This is a genomic window from Corynebacterium tuberculostearicum (assembly GCF_022347235.1).
In the GTDB taxonomy this organism is placed as follows: Bacteria; Actinomycetota; Actinomycetes; order Mycobacteriales; family Mycobacteriaceae; genus Corynebacterium; species Corynebacterium tuberculostearicum_F.
Genome location: NZ_JAKRDX010000004.1, coordinates 70,470 through 87,523, shown reverse-complemented (window position 1 = coordinate 87,523; position 17,054 = coordinate 70,470). Strand labels below are relative to the sequence as shown.

Annotated in this window: 14 protein-coding genes; 6 read left to right on the top strand and 8 right to left on the bottom strand. The window is 57.8% G+C overall.

Annotated features, from left to right (window positions below):
* Positions 1–4 precede the first annotated feature (4 nt).
* Both MHK09_RS11780 and MHK09_RS03425 read left to right on the top strand, forming a co-directional pair.
* Entirely contained in the window at positions 5–3,694 is a 3,690-nt protein-coding gene (locus MHK09_RS11780) for a SpaA isopeptide-forming pilin-related protein (RefSeq protein WP_250412663.1), read from the top strand.
* A 440-nt stretch (positions 3,695–4,134) separates the two neighbouring features.
* Positions 4,135–5,454 carry an MFS transporter gene (locus MHK09_RS03425; protein WP_250412662.1) on the top strand — a complete coding sequence of 440 codons (1,320 nt, stop codon included), beginning with the start codon at positions 4,135–4,137 and terminating at the stop codon, positions 5,452–5,454.
* 266 nt (positions 5,455–5,720) lie between these two features.
* Here MHK09_RS03425 and MHK09_RS03420 read toward each other — a convergent pair whose 3' ends face one another.
* The 7 genes from MHK09_RS03420 to MHK09_RS03390 all read right to left on the bottom strand — a co-directional run bounded on the left by MHK09_RS03420 (position 5,721) and on the right by MHK09_RS03390 (position 12,855).
* Positions 5,721–6,011: a YrhK family protein gene (locus MHK09_RS03420; protein WP_234447434.1), complete on the bottom strand. Its 291-nt coding sequence runs from the start codon at positions 6,009–6,011 to the stop codon at positions 5,721–5,723.
* A 57-nt stretch (positions 6,012–6,068) separates the two neighbouring features.
* Positions 6,069–7,388, bottom strand: coding sequence for an amino acid permease (locus MHK09_RS03415; RefSeq protein ID WP_250412661.1), 1,320 nt, complete (start codon positions 7,386–7,388; stop codon positions 6,069–6,071).
* A 161-nt stretch (positions 7,389–7,549) separates the two neighbouring features.
* Entirely contained in the window at positions 7,550–7,711 is a 162-nt protein-coding gene (locus MHK09_RS03410) for a glycine betaine ABC transporter substrate-binding protein (RefSeq protein ID WP_083798048.1), read from the bottom strand.
* Between the two features lie 147 nt (positions 7,712–7,858).
* On the bottom strand, positions 7,859–9,250 hold the full coding sequence (locus MHK09_RS03405) for a hypothetical protein (protein ID WP_250412660.1): 1,392 nt from the start codon (positions 9,248–9,250) through the stop codon (positions 7,859–7,861).
* A 502-nt stretch (positions 9,251–9,752) separates the two neighbouring features.
* On the bottom strand, positions 9,753–10,490 hold the full coding sequence (locus MHK09_RS03400) for a sulfite exporter TauE/SafE family protein (protein WP_250412659.1): 738 nt from the start codon (positions 10,488–10,490) through the stop codon (positions 9,753–9,755).
* 45 nt (positions 10,491–10,535) lie between these two features.
* Positions 10,536–11,198, bottom strand: a complete 663-nt coding sequence (locus MHK09_RS03395) for a TIGR03089 family protein (RefSeq protein ID WP_250412658.1) — start codon at positions 11,196–11,198, stop codon at positions 10,536–10,538.
* 25 nt (positions 11,199–11,223) lie between these two features.
* On the bottom strand, positions 11,224–12,855 hold the full coding sequence (locus tag MHK09_RS03390; RefSeq protein ID WP_250412657.1) for an LCP family protein: 1,632 nt from the start codon (positions 12,853–12,855) through the stop codon (positions 11,224–11,226).
* A 124-nt stretch (positions 12,856–12,979) separates the two neighbouring features.
* Between MHK09_RS03390 and MHK09_RS03385 the strand changes: the two genes are divergently transcribed.
* The 3 genes from MHK09_RS03385 (at position 12,980) to MHK09_RS03375 (ending at position 15,889) form a co-directional block, all read left to right on the top strand.
* Positions 12,980–13,879, top strand: a complete 900-nt coding sequence (locus tag MHK09_RS03385; protein WP_005326616.1) for a glycosyltransferase family 2 protein — start codon at positions 12,980–12,982, stop codon at positions 13,877–13,879.
* A gap of 101 nt (positions 13,880–13,980) precedes the next feature.
* Positions 13,981–15,075: a mannose-1-phosphate guanylyltransferase gene (gene manB, locus MHK09_RS03380; protein ID WP_250412656.1), complete on the top strand. Its 1,095-nt coding sequence runs from the start codon at positions 13,981–13,983 to the stop codon at positions 15,073–15,075.
* 565 nt (positions 15,076–15,640) lie between these two features.
* The gene (locus MHK09_RS03375; protein WP_005528147.1) at positions 15,641–15,889 is read left to right on the top strand and encodes a WhiB family transcriptional regulator; all 249 of its coding nucleotides are present in this window, start codon (positions 15,641–15,643) and stop codon (positions 15,887–15,889) included.
* Between the two features lie 81 nt (positions 15,890–15,970).
* Here MHK09_RS03375 and MHK09_RS03370 read toward each other — a convergent pair whose 3' ends face one another.
* On the bottom strand, positions 15,971–16,441 hold the full coding sequence (locus MHK09_RS03370; protein WP_005322429.1) for a metallopeptidase family protein: 471 nt from the start codon (positions 16,439–16,441) through the stop codon (positions 15,971–15,973).
* A 96-nt stretch (positions 16,442–16,537) separates the two neighbouring features.
* Between MHK09_RS03370 and MHK09_RS03365 the strand changes: the two genes are divergently transcribed.
* Positions 16,538–17,005, top strand: a complete 468-nt coding sequence (locus MHK09_RS03365; RefSeq protein ID WP_150850639.1) for a DUF3499 domain-containing protein — start codon at positions 16,538–16,540, stop codon at positions 17,003–17,005.
* Positions 17,006–17,054: the final 49 nt, after the last annotated feature.

The window sequence follows — 17,054 nt, the reverse complement described above, 5'->3', positions numbered from 1 at the left end:
TACAGTGACTCATCTTAAGAATTTTGCCTTGAGCGCCTCCCGCGGCTCTATGGCTGTATTTATCTTTGGTGTCGTAGCTGCCTTGGTTGGCGCTATGATGCTTCTTGCTCCTGCTGGTTATGCACAGGAGGAAACCGAAGCTGAAGTATCTGAGGCTGATGTAGCTGAGACTTCGCTGGATCAGGAAGAGCCCGCACGGGCCAGCGAAGACGAAGAGGAGCCGGTTCTTTACCAGGATCCGATTAGTGTTGAGCGTGACGATGATATCGACACTGTGACGATTGATGATCGGGAGTTCGGTGCTTGGCAAGACAGCTTCTCTGGCGAAGAGAAGGTCTCCGATGACGCGCTGTATGGCATTAGCCGCAAGTCCGATGCTGGTATCGATGAAATCGTCGAGGTAGAAGCTGACGGCAAAGTTGTTGATGAAGATGCTTATGGCTTCATCCACGATGACGAGGCTGATCTGGACAAGATCGTTATTGATTACTACGGCCTGAAGACCACCCCGCCGGAGACTCTGACCTTGAAGGTTAAGTCTTCCGAGGAGGGAGAGTACTCGATCCTGGATGCGGATGAAATTCCGGCTAAGGCTGATGTGCAGGATGCTGGTTTCTTGCCGGATCCTTCTGCCGAGGAGCAGGAGAAGATTGATAAGGTCAAGAAAGAAAACCGCGCAATCGATACCACCCCGGATGCTGGTGGAACGCGACGGATTGAGCTGAATTATGTCAGTGTTCAAGACTCCGTAACCAACAATCCAATTTTGCAGACGGAGATCGGTGGCGAAACTGTAGAAAAAACGTTGTTCCTTAACAAGATCATTATCCGCGACAACCGCGAGAATTTGACCCGTGGTCTTGACGAAGGCCCTATCGTTCTGCGGAAGTGGAACAAAAATGACAAGCGATTTACCGAGCTGTGTCGGATGGATGGTGCTTTCAAGAACCAGGCGGTTAAGGTTCTAGAGAAAACCAACGGTAAAGCAAGCGTCATTGAGATCGATGCTTCAAAGTGTAATCAGGACAATGCCAATACTGGAAAAAAGTTCGTAGACTTTTATACTGGCTACGGAGACATCGTTGATGTCAAGCTTGGAGCGACACCGAATAGCACTGCAAACGACTTTGACGTTTATTTCTGGGCAAACCCGACCAAGGGCAAGTCTGCGGGGGAGGTTTCTTATCCAAGCAATGACGTAGAGGCAGAGACCTGGACTAAGGACTACGCGGATGGCAAACTTAGTACTTCGGTATCGCCAGTAGACGGTTCGCGCAGCGATTTTGACATCGAAATGGAGCGTACCTTCGATGACGGAGCCATTCTCGATGATGAAGTTACCGCTCAGATCGGTCATGTGAATGGTGCGTACCTTGATAATGATGTAAGCACGCCTAAGCTCAAGGTCCTTGATGCTAGTGGAAACGTCATTAAAGAGCTGGAGGGAAAGGCCCAAGAGGACTACCCGGTAACCACGGACGTAGAAAACAGTGACTGGTGGGGCGGTCTTACGTTTACTGGCCTAAAAGGCACTGAGGTGCCAAAGGGCGGAAAAATCGTTGTTGACATGGGATTCCGCAAGAAGGCGACCGCTCCAGTCACGGATGAGATGAACCCAAAGCCGCTGGGCCCGGGAGCTCTTGCTGCAAATTACTCCTCGCCGAATAACACCTTTGAGCTCATCTCTGAGGACATTACCGCTAGCTCCACGACCGTCAGCCGTAAGAGCCCGTTTGAGGACAAAATTACCGTCGGTTCTCGTGCCCAGTTTGAGGGCGCCGAGGTGACAGTAAATGCTCCTAATAGCATTGTGGGAATCGAAGGCTACACCTTCGATATCACGTCGAATTCCGAGGGAACTACCGGCCTTCAGTCTGGATACTCGCTGGGCAAGCAGTTGGTTGCGCGTAGCTCCGACGCTGTGACCTACAAGGTCTTCCCGATGAAGGATGGCAAGAAGGTCGATAGTGCATTGATCGAGGAAGGTACTGAAATTGTAGTTAAGTCTGCGTTCAGTGCAGTTCCGGAAAAGTCTGAGACGACTGTGAAGCTAAAGGGCAAGGACATTGCCAAGACTGAATCCGGTGGTTGGAGTTACGGCGAAGGAACAACTGAGCTGTTCCCAATGCGAGGTATCACTGTTGCTAACGGCGATATCTTCCGAAACTCTGCCGGTCCATTCCAAATTGAGGATCAAGATGGAGTCGTCATGTTTGGCGGCCTGTGCGTTGAACCGCATTTGGGCTACCCTGGTAACAACCCGAGCAAGGATCCTAAGGATTGGTATCAATTCCCAGTGGACCGAAGCCCGGTCGATGGCACCCGTTCGATCACTGAGGATCGCCAGCGTGCAATTAGCTACATCGTAAACTCTTTGGCGTACAAGGAGAATGATTCGGGCAAGGCTAAGACGACAATTCGCGCGAATGCAAAAGCAATCGCACAGGAAGCTGGTCTGGACAAGCTTAATAGTGACCAAGCATTCGAAGCCGCTTACGTTGCTGCACTAAAGCTTGCTGGTTACACCGACGAGATTTTGGAAAGCAGCTATGCGAAGAATCCGCATCCGCTCAATATCAAGGCGCGCAACCTTCGCTACGAGATCTATGGTCGCGGCGACCGTATCGTGGACTACTTGTTGAATGAAAAGGATCTCAGCAATGAGGCCATCAACTACCAAATGCTGAAATACAAGCACAAGGTGGATGACGGTTACGGTAACATTACTGCAGTCCAGACCATTCTTATCCCTGGTCGTGGAGATGAAGGAAATTCCGCGATGAGCACTACTGCAACCTTGGAGAAGGGTAATTTCGGTGAGCAGCGCGTAAACAGGGCGAACCTGAGCAACGCAGATATGGCGTACGACCGTATCGACTACCGCGGACTTGGAAACCAGGATTACCAACTGAAGACTGAGCTTCATCGAGTAGGCGCAGATGGCTCTTCCGATGAAGGTGTGGTTTGGGAATCCACCAAGAACGTTTCTGCAAAGGGCTCGGGCTCCTGGGACATTGAGGTTGACCTTAAGACTCTAAGAGACGAAAAGAAGTTGGAGCCAGGTCGCTACGTATTCTTCGAAACGGTTGTACGCGATGGCAATGTTGAGGTTGTAAGTCACCGTGACATCGCTGATAAGGGGCAGAGTTTCTGGATTGAGGACAAGCCCGAGCAGCCTACTCCTGAAAAGGGCCGACTCACCATTACCAAGGTCTCGGCGGATGGCGACAATCCGGATGATTACAAGCCGGTCAAGGGAGCCAAGTTCGAAGTTCGTCGCGATGGTGAGGAGACAATCGAGATGACCTCGGATGACCTTCAGACCTTCACAGCTGAAGGACTCGATCTCGATTCTGAATACACCTTGGTGGAGGTACAAGCTCCTGCACGTGGAGATGGCGAGAATTACCAGCTTCTGCCTGAACCGCTGAAGTTCCGCCTGGATTCCGATCCTGAAAAGGGTCTGCAGTTCTGGTCCAAGGAAAAGAACACTTACGTGAGCGAGCAGAACTTCCCAGTCATGGAAGTTGCGAACAAGGTAGACGGAAAGGCAATCGTCGGCACCGCTACCATCGCCAACGTCTGGATTGGTGACCTGCCTAAGACTGGTGGCAACGGTATTGCTCCGTGGCTGCTTCTGGGTGGCGTGATTATGGCAGCGGGTGCGCTGTTGGGTAATCGCCGTCGCGCATAGTAGAAGCACTGGTCCTGCTGTGGCCTGCTGCATTGGCAGCGTGAGCTGCTAGGGCAGTAGAAACGCCTGTGGCCCCCGGTTCCTTTCGGAGCTGGGGGCCACAGGCGTCTCTCATGTCGTTTCCATGTATCGGCATCTGCCGCCCTGTGGAAACTGCAGGGGTTCTCTCTCTATCTCTCTCATATGCGCTTTCTCAAGCGCACAATCTCAGTATGGGGCACTGGGCTGTAGCGGCCATGGGGTCCGGCTGTTGGGTTGCTGTTAGTGGCTGGGAATGGGGTGGGGAGGGCGTCGGAAAGCGGGGCGGTGGTAGAGGTGTGCAACATTGACGCGCGAAAGTGACGTAGAACATAGTGTGTTTATGTAGGGTGGAAGATATGTGCGCAGTCAGGCTGCGCCGTTTCACCTGCTTGTAGAGCTACAGAATCGAGGTGAGGAGCATGTCTCCTCTCACAGCCCAACCCCCAGCCAGTGACGCCGTGCCGGCGGAGGTAGAAAGTACGGAGGAAACCAAGCGTCAGCATCGCTCGGCCATTAAGGCTGCGTTTATCGGCACCTTCATCGAGTGGTTCGATTATGCGGCCTATATTTATATGTCCGCGATTATTTCCCGGGTGTTCTTTCCGGAGATGGAAGGCCGCCGCGCGCTGATTATGACGTTCGCGCTCTTCGCGCTGTCGTTCCTGGTGCGGCCGGTGGGTGGCATCGTGTGGGGGCACTTTGGTGATAAATACGGCCGCATTCACACGCTGACGGTGTCTATCGTGATGATGTCGGTAGCGACAGCGTGCATCGGTTTCCTGCCGGGCTATACCACCATCGGCTTTGCCGCCTCCATCTTGCTGTTGCTGTGCCGTATGGTGCAGGGCTTTTCCGCAGCCGGCGAGTATGCGGGCGCGGCCACGCACCTGGCTGAGATTGCCCCGGCCGGCAAGCGTGGCATCTATTCGGCGGTGGTGCCGTCCGCGACGGCCTCGGGCCTGCTTTTGGGCTCGCTCATTGCGGCACTGTTGACTGGAGTCCTCGATGATGCCGCCCTGGATTCCTGGGGTTGGCGCGTACCATTCCTGATTGCGCTGCCTTTGGGGCTGTATGGCCTGTGGATTCGCCGCAACACGGAAGAGTCCTCCCACTTTGAGGACCAGGACGAGCCAGAGGAGTCCCCGCTGCGCGAGGTTCTGAAGTACCCCAAAGCCCTGGCCATTGCCTTTGCGGGTGCGGTGCTCAATGCCATTGGCTTCTACGTCATTTTGACCTACCTGCCCACTTACCTGTCGGAGGAGCTGGGTATGGCCGCGACGCCGGCGTTTATTGCGTCCTCGGTGGCGTCCGCATTCTATGTGGGCTTTGCCCTGCTCACCGGCATGCTTTCGGATCGTCTTGGTCGCCGCACGACGATGCTGTGCGCGGCCGCGTTTATGGGCGTGACCATCATTCCGGCCTTCATGCTTCTCGATGGCGCCGGGCTCTTGCTTGTCATTATCATCCAGGTCTGCTTGGGCGGCGTGCTGGCGCTTAACGACGGCGTCTTGCCCTCCTTCCTTTCCGAACAATTCCCCACCCACGTGCGGCTGTCCGGCTTCGCGCTGACGTTTAATACCGCCAACGCTGTATTCGGTGGTACCGCACCGATGATTGCCACCTGGCTTATCGACGTCACTGGTCTGCAGCTCGCCCCCGCTTTCTACTTGGTGGCCGCAGCACTGGTGACCGGCATCGCGGTTCTCTTCGCCTCAAAGAAGAATAAGTTGCACGAGTAGTACCTTGCGGTAGTCCAAAACGCCTGCGGCCCTCGGAACCTAAATGGTTCCGAGGGCCGCAGGCGTCTCTCTCTACAAGGTGTTTCCATGTATCGGCTTAAAGCCGCCCTCTGGAAACTGAGGGGTTCTCTCTATCTCTCTCGTATGCGCTCTCTCAAACGCATGATTTAAGTATGGGGTACGGGGCTGCTACTGCGATGGATTGCGCCTGATAGGTCGCTGCCAGTTGCTGAAAGTTTACTGTTAGCCGCGTCTACCCATTGCGCCTAGTAGTCGTAGCTTTCGGCGGTATTGGCATCTGCCCCAATGCGCTGCAGGTGTGTACGTCGCTTCAAGCGGATGGCCGGGCGGGCTGCCATGCCCAGGCTGCCGAGAAGGTAGAAGACGGTGGCGACCATTGACATGCCGGCAAGTGTTAGCACCGAGCCAAGGATGAAGACCACGGAGATGGCGATGTCATTGGCGATGGAAAACGTCTCGTATTTGTTTTTAATTTTGATTTCGTTGTTCTGCCCGAGCTTAATCTTTAGGTCGGGATCCTTTTCCTGTTCTGACATGATGTCTCCCACCCTGCCAGAGAGGAAAAGGCCTTGTTGAACCATGTTTTTGTGGGATTATTGGAACATTCCCCAGATGGTGGCGAAGAGCACGATAAGACCCATGATCGCCACGAAATAGTTGGTCTTGTTGCTGCGGAAGCGCGCCAGTGCCTCCACGCGGTAGATGACCCAGATGGGCAGCAGGTAGGTCATGAAGGCGAAGAAGACGCCGCCCACGACGGAAATCATATCCAGGATGGAGGGGTTGAAAATACCCACCAGGGACGTGGCGACAAAGATGAAGAGGTAGGTCCACAGGTCGAGCGTGCGCGTAGACATCTTCTTCGTGGCCTTGGGTGCGGCCAGGTTGAAGAGGTATTGGGTGCCCTCGATGGTGCCAAGGGCGTGGCCGAAGTAGGAGGAGGCCACCGCACAGATCACGACGATGGGCGCCATGTAGGCCATAAACGGCGTGCCCGTTTCGTTGGCGAAGTAGGAGAGCACCGGCAGGTTCTTGTCATTAGCCTCCTGCATGCCGTCCGCGCCCATGGCCAGGGCGCAGGACCAGACAAAGAACATGGTGAAGATAGTCAGCAGGATGGCGGAGTTGCGGATGACCTTATCGGACTGCGCGTGGTGGTCCGCGCCGTATTCCTTCTCCATGCCCAGGGAGAATTGGGAGATGGCGGCAACGAAAGAGAAGGAGAAGACCAAGACCGGAAGGATGAGGATGATGGCCTTGAGCACGCCGCCGGCGCTGTGGTCGCCGGCCTCCAGGAAGGAGCCCAAGTCCCATTGCGGGATGAGGTAGAGCGATACCGCTGCGAGCGCCACGATGAGCGGGTAGACCACGAACTGGGCAATCTTGAGCATGATGGCGTTGCCAAAAGCTAGTGCGAGCGTCATGAGGCCCACGCACAGCGGCGCCAGGATGTAGCGGGAGATTTCCGGGCCACCCAGCTGGTTGACGATGAAGCTATCGACCGTATTCGTAATCGATACGCCGTAGATAAGTACCACCGGGAAGATGGTGAACCAGTAGATGATGGCGAGGATGATGCCATTGCCGCGGCCGAAGAAGTGGGTGAGTACCGCGAGGACATCTTCGCCGTGTAGTGGCGAGTAGCTAATGATCCAGGAGAACGCGCGGTGGGCCAGGTAGGTCATCGGGAAGATGAGCAGGGTAGCCACCAGCAGTGGGATGAAGCCGAAGCTGCCGGCAGAAATCGGCAAGAAGAGGATGCCTGCGCCCACGGCGGTGCCGAAGAGTGTGATGGTCCATTGGCTATTGACGGCCTTATTGGTGGTCACCTGGCCGCTGGGTGAAGTACCTGCATCGCCAGTGGTGGGTGGGCTGGCTGGTGAAGCAGGCGCATTCGCAGTCGTGTGAGACATAGAATTCATCCTCCAGTTTTTGTGAACGAGACAACATACACAATCTATCTGAAGGTTATAGAGAACGAAAGCAAATTTGTGATCTAAGTTAAATAAATGTAAAAGACCGCCGCACCGAGGGCGGTGCAGCGGTCTTTGGGAATCTTGTTAAGGTGCTGCAGCTAGTCCGCGATCAGGTTTTCTTCCTTTAAGAAATCGAGTGCCACGGTGGTGTAGTCCTCGCCGTCGACGTCGACGCGGGCGTTAAGTGCCTGCATCTTTTCGTCGGTAAGCAGCTGCGAAAGAGGAGCGAAGAGCTCTGCAATTTCTGGGTGCTCGTCCAGGGCCTCGGTGGGAGCATCTGGAGCGGAGTGATGACGTGTATGGGGAGGGGGAACATGAAGGAAGGCCGCTGCACCGTTTGATGGTGCAGCGGCCTTTTGAAGTGACTGGCTAGGAAACTGTGTCCCTAGGACAGAAGTGGGGAGTTCTTAGAACAGGCCCTCAGCCTTCTTGCCGGTGTCCTTCATGGTGTGCTCGCGGGAGTCAACGTTCTGGTCGTTGTGCTTGGAGTCATCACCCTTGATGCGGGAGGTCTGGGTTACCTCGATGTTGTTGATGATGCGGCCTTCCTTGGTGTTGCCATCGCCGAAGTCCAGGTTAGCGATGCGAGCCTCTTCGCCAGCGTTAATCGGGTTAGCCAGGGTTACCTCGAAGGAGCGGGTGGAGGTCTTCTCGTTGAAGCCCAGGTCACGGATGTGAGCGCCGTTGGAGGAACGCGGGGTGATGAGGCGGTCAACGCCCTTCGGGCCCTTAGCGGTCTTCACGTCAACGCGGAACTGGGTAGCTGGGAACTCGCCGTAGTAGCGCTCGGAGCCAACGTTCTTAGCGCGCAGAGCAACGGTGCCTGCGAAGCCAGCGTGCTTAGCGCCGGAAACGGTCAGGTAAGGCTCGAGGTCGAGCTTGTGCTTGGAGTCCTTCTTGTCCTCCTTGGCATCAACCTCTTCCTGCTTCTTCTTGTCAGCAGCCTCTTCGTTCTTGCCCTCTGCCTCGGAGACCTTTTCGGTTGCTTCCTTGGCGTTGCCCTCGGAGTCCTTGATTACCTCTGCGTCAGCCTCGAGGTTCTTGTCCTCTTCAACAACCTTCGGGTCATTGACGTCGGTGGTGTTCTGAGCGTCCTTGTTAGGAGCGTAAGAGTCAGACAGCTTGTCGTACAGCTTGACGCGAACCTCGTTCTTTACCGGCTGCATTGCGTTCCATGCGGTCGGGGTGGACCAGGTGCCGTTTGGCTTGCAGTACTGCTGGGTGCCGGTCATGTTCAGCACGCGGAAGCCGTAGGTAGCTTCACCGGTGTGGTTTGGCGGAACATCGTATGGTCCGATGGACTGGCCAGCATCCCAAGACAGGGAGTAGGAAGCGCTAGCGCCAATCTTGGTGGCGATCTCGTGGGAGATGCCGAAGGAACCTTCTGCACCCTTCTTGGAGCCCTTGCCGCCCAGGTTCATGGACGTGGTCTCGGTGCGGTCACCGTTGACGGAAAGGGAGATGGACTGAGACTTGGACAGATCCTGCTGCAGCGGGATGTCCTTCTTGGTCTGGTTGGTGGTGGAGATGGTGCCGGCCGGCAGGAAGCGGTCGGAGACCTTGTAGACCACGGTGCGGTGGTCCTCCCACGGGTTACATACCGGGCGAGGGTTCAAGATGTTCGCCTTCATGTGGTCGGAACCGTGGGTGGTGTGGATGATTGGCAGGTCCGGGTTCAGGGCCGGGGTCTCCGGGTAGGACTCGGTCTGGGTAGCTGCGCCAGCCAGCGGTGCCGCGAATGCGGTGCCGGCGACGATGAGGCCGGCGGTCAGGCCGGTCATGCGACGACGAATCGACATATAGAACTTCTCCTAGGCAGGTAGAAAATGAATGAACTTATGAATGAAATCCAGCAACTCTCAATGTTGCGCTAAGAAAACGCTAAAACAGGCTCAGAATTAATTCATCTCTTAGATGTCTATATATTTGCCACCCCGGCGGGTGGGTATTTTTTATATAGACCAACCTGTTTATTGGTGTTTGTTCCCGCTAAGCGGCTGATAGTACGTGCAAAAATATTGATGGATGATTGTCTATACAATCGAGAATCGGCACGAAGGGAGTGGGCCCCTATATGGGGGTGTTTTGGCGGCCTCTGGAAGGCGTTTGGGGTCCCGTTAAAAGGTTGTGGACACGTCACAATATGCGTCGTACGCTGCATTTAAGCGGGTGGGTAAGGGTTATAAAATGTCCGCTAGTGAATGTTACGTGTCGTAAGTTATGGGCGTTTACATGACAGAGGTTGGTGCGTTTCGCAACAGGAACCTGTTGGGGCCTTCTGCTGAGGGGTGGCGCGTGGGGCTAGAGTAGGGCTGATTCGACAATCAGCATGAGGGCCGCACAGAAGGCAACGATGATGACGATGCGGTTGAGGAGCTGCCTATCTATAAATCGATTGAGGTAGTTGGCGGCAATGAGCCCAACGACGACTAGGGGGAAATAGGCCGCCGCGGTGGTGACCTGGGTGCCGCTGATCTGCCCATTGAACGTCAGAATTATAAGAGAAATTAAGGTACCGAGGACAAAGGTGCCCGCTAAGGTGCCGCGTGTGCGGTTGGGATCAAAACGCTTCATGATCAGCGCCATGGGCGGGCCGCCGATGGAGGTCGAGGTGCCCAGGATGCCGGAGGCTACGCCAGCGATGAGCGTATTGGCGGTGGTGGGGCGAGGGCTCCATCCCAAGCTGGATAGCGTCATAGCAAGGAGTACGGCGCAACCGATAAAGATGGACAGCCCATCAGGGGAGAGGCTGGCTATCGCCCAAGCGCCCACCAGGGAACCGGGAATGCGGGCGAGGGAGGAAATGCCCACAACGCGCCAGGACGTCTCGCGGTAGGTGCGCGCGAGCGTATAGCTGGAAATGCACAGCGCGAGCAGCAGAATGAGCGTGGGCACGAGCTCAGGTCGAATGAGCGCGATGATGGGCGTGGCAATGGTGCCTAAGCCAAAACCGATGGTGCCCTGAGTAATGGTGCCAGCGAGGATGAGAACGCCGATGAAGATAGAAGACCATGTGTCTACAGAGATTCCCAGAAACATAACGAGGGCTAAGTGTATCCGGGGTTAGTCTGCATTCTGAAACTATTAGAGGCGGGCGGTGGCCTTCTCATTGGCGGCGATTTCCTCCAAGCGTTCGGCCGGGCACATGCCGGCAACGATAACCGCGGAACCGCCAGCGGCTAGGGGCTCGAGCACGGCGTGGGAGAAAGTCTCATTATCGGACCAGCCGGTAGAAAGCAGGCGCTCGGCGGATGCGGGGGCATCGACAAGCTGGGGCAGCGGTTGGGTTTCGGCGAAGTACTGATCACCATAAAAGCGCACGGTGGGGCCAAAATCGATGGCGCCGGTGGGCAGCTCCCCGCCGGACTCTACGACGCCGCGGCCAAAGGGGTCCTCGCTGATGAGCACGATGTCGGCCTGGGGTTGGCGCTCGTGGGCGGCCGCGTAGCGGGAAGGGGAGGTAAAGACGACGTCGGCAAGCGCGGCAGACTCGCCAAAGCTATAGGAAGGGCCAGAGGCGAGCGCGCCTAAGGCCACAACGGCCGCCTGCCACGAGGAAGGAAGATCGATGGCGATGGTGGAATCCGCCTCTAGGTCGAGCTCTTCTTCCAACATATTGGCGATCTTGGCCACCCAATTGTCGAGCGTTTGCGCGGAAAAATCCATGCGCGCGCCGGTGGCCTCGTTATATACGGTAAGCCGCGGGGAGGCGGCGTCGGCACGCAAAAGATGGGCGAGTAGTTCCATACCCGCCCATCGTAGGGGAGAAGTGCTAGTTCACGCAGCGCGGGCCGTCGCCGCCGGCGTCAATCTCCGGGGAAACCTTGGCGGTACCGAAGTCATTGCCCGGGGTGCCAACCGGCTGGCTGGACTTATCTTCCTCCGGCTGCTGGGCGCTGGCCTCTTCATCGGAAGGTCCCTGGTAGTCATCGGTAGCAACCACGATGAGGGTGTCATCATCGAGCTGCGGATTCTCTGCCACCGGCAGCCCGCCCAGCTTCTTGGCTAGGGCCTTAGCTTCCTCGCTCGTCGGATCGGCGGCGACGACCTGCGACTCGCTGTAGATGCCCGGCTGTGCGTTCGCGGAGCGCTCTACCGTGTATCCCTTGCCCTCCAGCCAGGAGCCGATGCCGGAGGCCAAGCCATCAATATTGCCAGCGTTGAGGACGTGAATATTGATATTCGGATCGACGTCCTTGTCCTTCTCCGCCTTGTCCTGCTTGTCCTTATCCTCGGCCTTGGACTCATCGGTGGCTTCATCGTGGGTCTTGGCCAGGTCATCCATGAAGCGGTGGACCTCGGCGGCATCGATGGTGACGATGGATTCGCCATAATCGCCCTGGCCGTCGATGGAGGTTACCGGGATAGTGGTGAAGGTGACATTGCCGCCGGCCAGACCGGCTAGCTGGGTAACAAAGCCCATGATGTCCCAGCCATCATCGATGACTACGGAGCGCTCTACCGCCTTGGCAATCTTGGACAGCTTGGAAGGATTAGCCAGGGTGTCATTGTCCAGGATCTTATTGACCAGGGACGCCATGAAGGCCTGCTGGCGCACGATGCGGTCGAGGTCGCCGCGCGGGAGGTTATAGCGCTGGCGCACGAAGGCTAGCGCCTTGGCGCCATCGAGGGTCTGCTTGCCCTTGCTGAACTTAGCGCCCGACATGTCATCATCAACGTCATCGTTGAGGCAGACATCTACGCCATCGACGGCGTCAGTCAGCAGGGTAAAGCCCAACAGGCCTACCTCGGCGTAGTGATCGATGGACACACCGGTCAGGGTGCGCACCATGGCCAGCAATCCTTCGCGGCCGGCTTCGACGCCCTGCTTTTCGATGTCCTTATCCGAGTGCGGCTTCTTTTTGCCCTTGGCCTCCGCCTCGGCATTTTCCTGCTCCAGCTCTTCCACCTTGGCGTTCTTGTGGGAGGCGAAGACGGCATTCATCTTCATATTGCCGTAGTCCGGATCCTTGACATAGGTATCGCGCGGAATGGATACGGCGGTTGCGCGGGAACCGTCCTCCGGGACGCGGATGAGCATCATGGTGTCGGTATTTTCCTCACCATCGGCCACGCCGGCGTGCAGGTCCGCCAATTCCTTCTCAGAGAGGGGATCGCCCTTGGCATCGGTACGCGAATCCTTGCCCACCAGCAAGATATCCACCGCGCCATCGAGCGAGTCACCGGACAAGCCTTGGCCGTCCAGGGACAAGTCCGTGGCCGAAGACATGCCATTATCCAGCCGACCTACGGTGGCATAACCCACGCCAGATACCACCAGGATCAAGGCAGACACGAGTGCCACGATCGCCTTGATGGCCGTGGAACCTTTTTGCTTTAGGGCACTAGCGGCAGAGGGGGCCGGTTGGATGGTGCGTGCCCGGCGAGTGTTCTCAGAAGTCACAAGTGGAGGCTTTCTAGATTGGTGGGGATCTGGAGACAGTTTAGGGCAGAAAAGCCAAAAATTAGTGATCCGCGTCCGATTTCGCGTGTTCGGGCAGTGTCCCTGCCCAGTGCGAGGAGCGCCTGTGACTAAGCTCGGGGCCATTGTGACTACACCAAATCAATCCCCGCTGGCCGTGATCACCGTGACCTATAGTCCCGGTGAATACCTCGGTAGTTTTTTGGACTCCCTGCCGGGCGCCTGCGCTCGCGGCACCAAGGTCGTGCTTGCGGATAATGGCTCCACCGACGGCGTGCCCGAGGCCGCCGCCCGCGAATGCGCCGGGGTGGACTTTCTCGATACCGGCGGAAATATCGGCTACGGCGCTGGCATGAACGCGGGTGCCCGCTTCGCCCGCGAGCACGGTGGCGTGGATGAGGAATTTTTCCTTATCTCTAATCCCGATGTCACCTTTACCCCGGGATCTATTGACCAGCTCATCGAGTGCGCTCGCCAGTGGCCGGATGCTGCGGCCGTGGGCCCGCGCATCGTGGAACCGGATGGTAGCAATTATCCCTCGGCCCGCGCCGTGCCCACCGTGGCTACCGGCATTGGGCACGCACTCTTTTCTTCGATCTGGCCGTCCAATCCATGGTCGCGCGCCTACCGCGATGAATCCGATATGACCGCCCAGCGCCCAGCCGGATGGTTATCCGGCTCCTGCCTTCTTGTGCGATGGGAGGCCTTCGAGGCCATTGGCGGGTTTGATGAGCGCTATTTCATGTACCTCGAAGATGTGGATCTAGGAGATCGCTTCACGCGCGCCGGCTACCAGAACATCTTTTGCCCAGAGGCCGTCATCAGCCACGCTAAGGGGCATTCCACCCAAGCGCACGCCGGAGCGATGCTGCGCGCCCACCACAACTCCGCCTATCGCTTCCAAGCAGACCGCCACCCCGCATGGTGGCAGGCCCCGCTGCGTGGCGCGTTGTGGCTGGGACTGCGAGTCCGCGGGCTGATTGCCTCAGCCTCGGCACGTTCTTAACGTCCAGTGCGCGTGCCGTTGACCTGGATTGCGCTCCCTACGCTCTACACTGTCCCTCAGAAAATCACAGAATAAAACTGTCCGCATACATAAGGAAGACTATGACTGAAGCAGCCACCACCCACGGTGCCAGCACGGATGCAGTGATTCTCGTCGGCGGCCGCGGCACCCGCCTGCGCCCTCTAACCATCGGTACGCCGAAGCCGATGCTGCCGACGGCAAATTACCCGTTCCTGCAGCACCTGCTCGCCCGCATCAAGGCCGCCGGCATTGAGCACGTCGTCATGTCTACCTCCTATAAGGCCGAGGTCTTTGAGGAGTACTTCGGTGATGGCTCCGAGCTGGGCCTGGAGATCGAGTACGTAGTGGAAGAGACTGCGCTGGGCACCGGCGGCGGCATCCGCAACGTCTACGACAAACTGCGCAATGACACGGTCATGGTCTTCAATGGCGATGTGCTCTCCGGCATGGATCTGGAAGGCATCCTCACCACGCACCATGACAAGGATGCCGATGTCACGATGCACCTGCTCAACGTGGCCGACCCGCGTGCGTTTGGTTGCGTGCCGACCGACTCCAACGGCCGAGTAACCGCGTTCCTAGAAAAGACCGAGGATCCGCCCACCAACCAGATCAACGCCGGTTGCTATGTATTCAAGCGCTCGGTCATCGAGTCCATTCCGGCCAACCGCGTTGTTTCCGTGGAACGCGAAACCTTCCCAGGGCTCCTAGCAGAAGGCCGCCTGGTCGTCGGCCACGTAGACAACTCCTACTGGCGCGATATGGGCCGCCCGGATGACTTCACCCGTGGTTCCTCCGACTTGGTACGCGGCATCGCGCCGTCCCCGCTGATTGAAGGCAAGACTGGTGAATCCCTGGTGGATCCCTCTGCCGGCATCGCCGGTGGCGTGCTGCTGCTGTCCGGTACCGCCGTGGGCCGTGGCTCCGAGGTAGGCGCAGGTTCCCGCCTGGAGGGCACCGTTGTCTTCGACGGCGTGCGCATTGAGCCAGGCGCCATCATCCACAACTCGATCATTGCCTCCGGCGCCCACATTGGCGCCAACGCGGTCATTGAGAACTGCGTCATTGGTGAAGGCGCCCACATTGGCGCACGCTGCGAGCTTCTCGACGGCATGCGTGTCTTCCCCGGCGTTTCCATCCCCGATGCCGGCGTGCGTTTTAGCTCCGATGCTTAACGCTTGCGCCGTGGTCTGGGCACTGCACTAGGTCCAGCTGACATAGGCCGAACTGAGGAAATTAGAGCCTCGGTTCGGCCTTTCTTTTATGGGGCCACCGTGCCCACCTGCCCGCACCGGCCGGCATGGTGCGGAATTAGTGCGAGCGTGGAGGGCGTGGATCCCTTCTTTGCGGCGTTGTGCGCGCGACACGCCGGAATTTCCTGAAAATTGTTGACAGAAAAACGGGACACCACTACATGTAGTACCCCCTACCTACACCCCCATAGGGGATCAGTTGTTACAGATGTGACAGATGGGGATCGTGTGCTGCGTTTTTGCCGGAAAGCGCGAAGAAGCCGCCAATTCGGGTTGACGATATTTAGTGATCCGGTGTGAAATTACATCAGTGAAAGAAACAGCGGCCGGCGCCGTTACTTCCACACCATCCCGGCGGGGTTACCCAAGGGGAATGTGGTGTACAGTCGGTCGCACTGATGAGAATTACCCAACCTCGGAGAAAGGAAAAGGCGTGGACAAAATGGCTAATAACAACGCCATTCTCCGTGGCGGTGCTGCTGCAGAGATGTCGCTCGATGAACTCTTCGGTGCCGTCGAGCAGGAGTGGCAGGACCAGGCGCTGTGTGCGCAGACCGACCCTGAAGCATTCTTCCCTGAAAAGGGAGGCTCTACCCGTGAGGCCAAGCGCATCTGCCAGGCCTGCGCGGTACGCGATGAATGCTTGGAGTACGCGCTGGAGCACGATGAGCGTTTCGGTATTTGGGGCGGGCTATCGGACCGTGAGCGCCGCCGCCTCAAGCGCGAGATTGGATAATTAAGGTGTCCAGTAAGGCCCCTGGCTAGCACGCAATGTGTGGCCAGGGGCTTTTCTGCTGTCGCGAAACTTACCGGGGCGCTACCAGCTATAGCGCGGGTCCACTTCTTCGGGGTCCAGGTTGAGGTAGTTGGCCACCAGCGCGGTGATAACGGTGCCCAGGAGCTCGGAGCGCTCGGACGGGGTAGAGGCGCGTTGTTCAATGGGCATGCGGAAGATGACCAAGCGTGCGCGGGTGGGCTGGCCTTCGGAATCTACACCGGCGGGAACCACGCGGCCGAGGGGAACCGGGCCATCGGCGATAATCTCATCCGGTAGCACGGTCATATCGGGCGAAAGCCGCATGCGCGGGATGGTGTCTACGGCTAAGTCGAGGCCCCGCAATTGTGGCGCGAAGGCGTTTTGGATGGGGGCATAGGCCTCTAGCACGGCCATGTCGAAGTGTTCGCGCGCGCTGCGGTAGCGCGGGGTCTGCTGGGGAAGAAGGGGTCCGCGCATGCCGTGGCCGTGGCGGTCGCGGGCGGGGCGGATATGCGGGCGAGCGGCGGTCATGACCCTGATTCTAAGGCGCTGGCGGGCTGCATTAAGCGGAGCCACGCCGGGGCGAAGACTATCTAAATCTCAACTAAGGGTTTAGACTTATGCGCTGTGACTATTTCTCGCCATTGCTCCCGCCCAGGCTGCGGCCGCCCCGCCGTGGCGACATTGACCTACGCTTACGCGGACCAGACGGCCGTCGTTGGGCCGCTGGCGGAAGAGGAAAACCCACACAGCTGGGATCTGTGCGCCACCCACCGCGACCGCATCTCTGCCCCAGTGGGTTGGGAGCTGGTGCGTGTGGACCGCATCGAGCTGGATGAGGAAGATGACTTGATGGCCCTGGCAGAGGCGGTCAAGGAAGACGGCCGCGTGACCACCGGCTTGGTCGATGACCGCAGCGCCGGCTCCGGTGCAGACCCAATCGACTATTCCGCGACCTTTGATGGGGCGGACCCTGCCAATTCGAACCACCCGGTCTTTCGCACCCGCCGCGTGGCTTATGCCAAAAAGGCGCGCCGCGCGCACCTTTCGGTCGTGCCCGATGAAACGACGCCCGCAGAACCGGAACAGGACTGACACGAACCCCGTGGTGCGGTAGTTTCCCAGCGGGCGGGAGTACTATTGC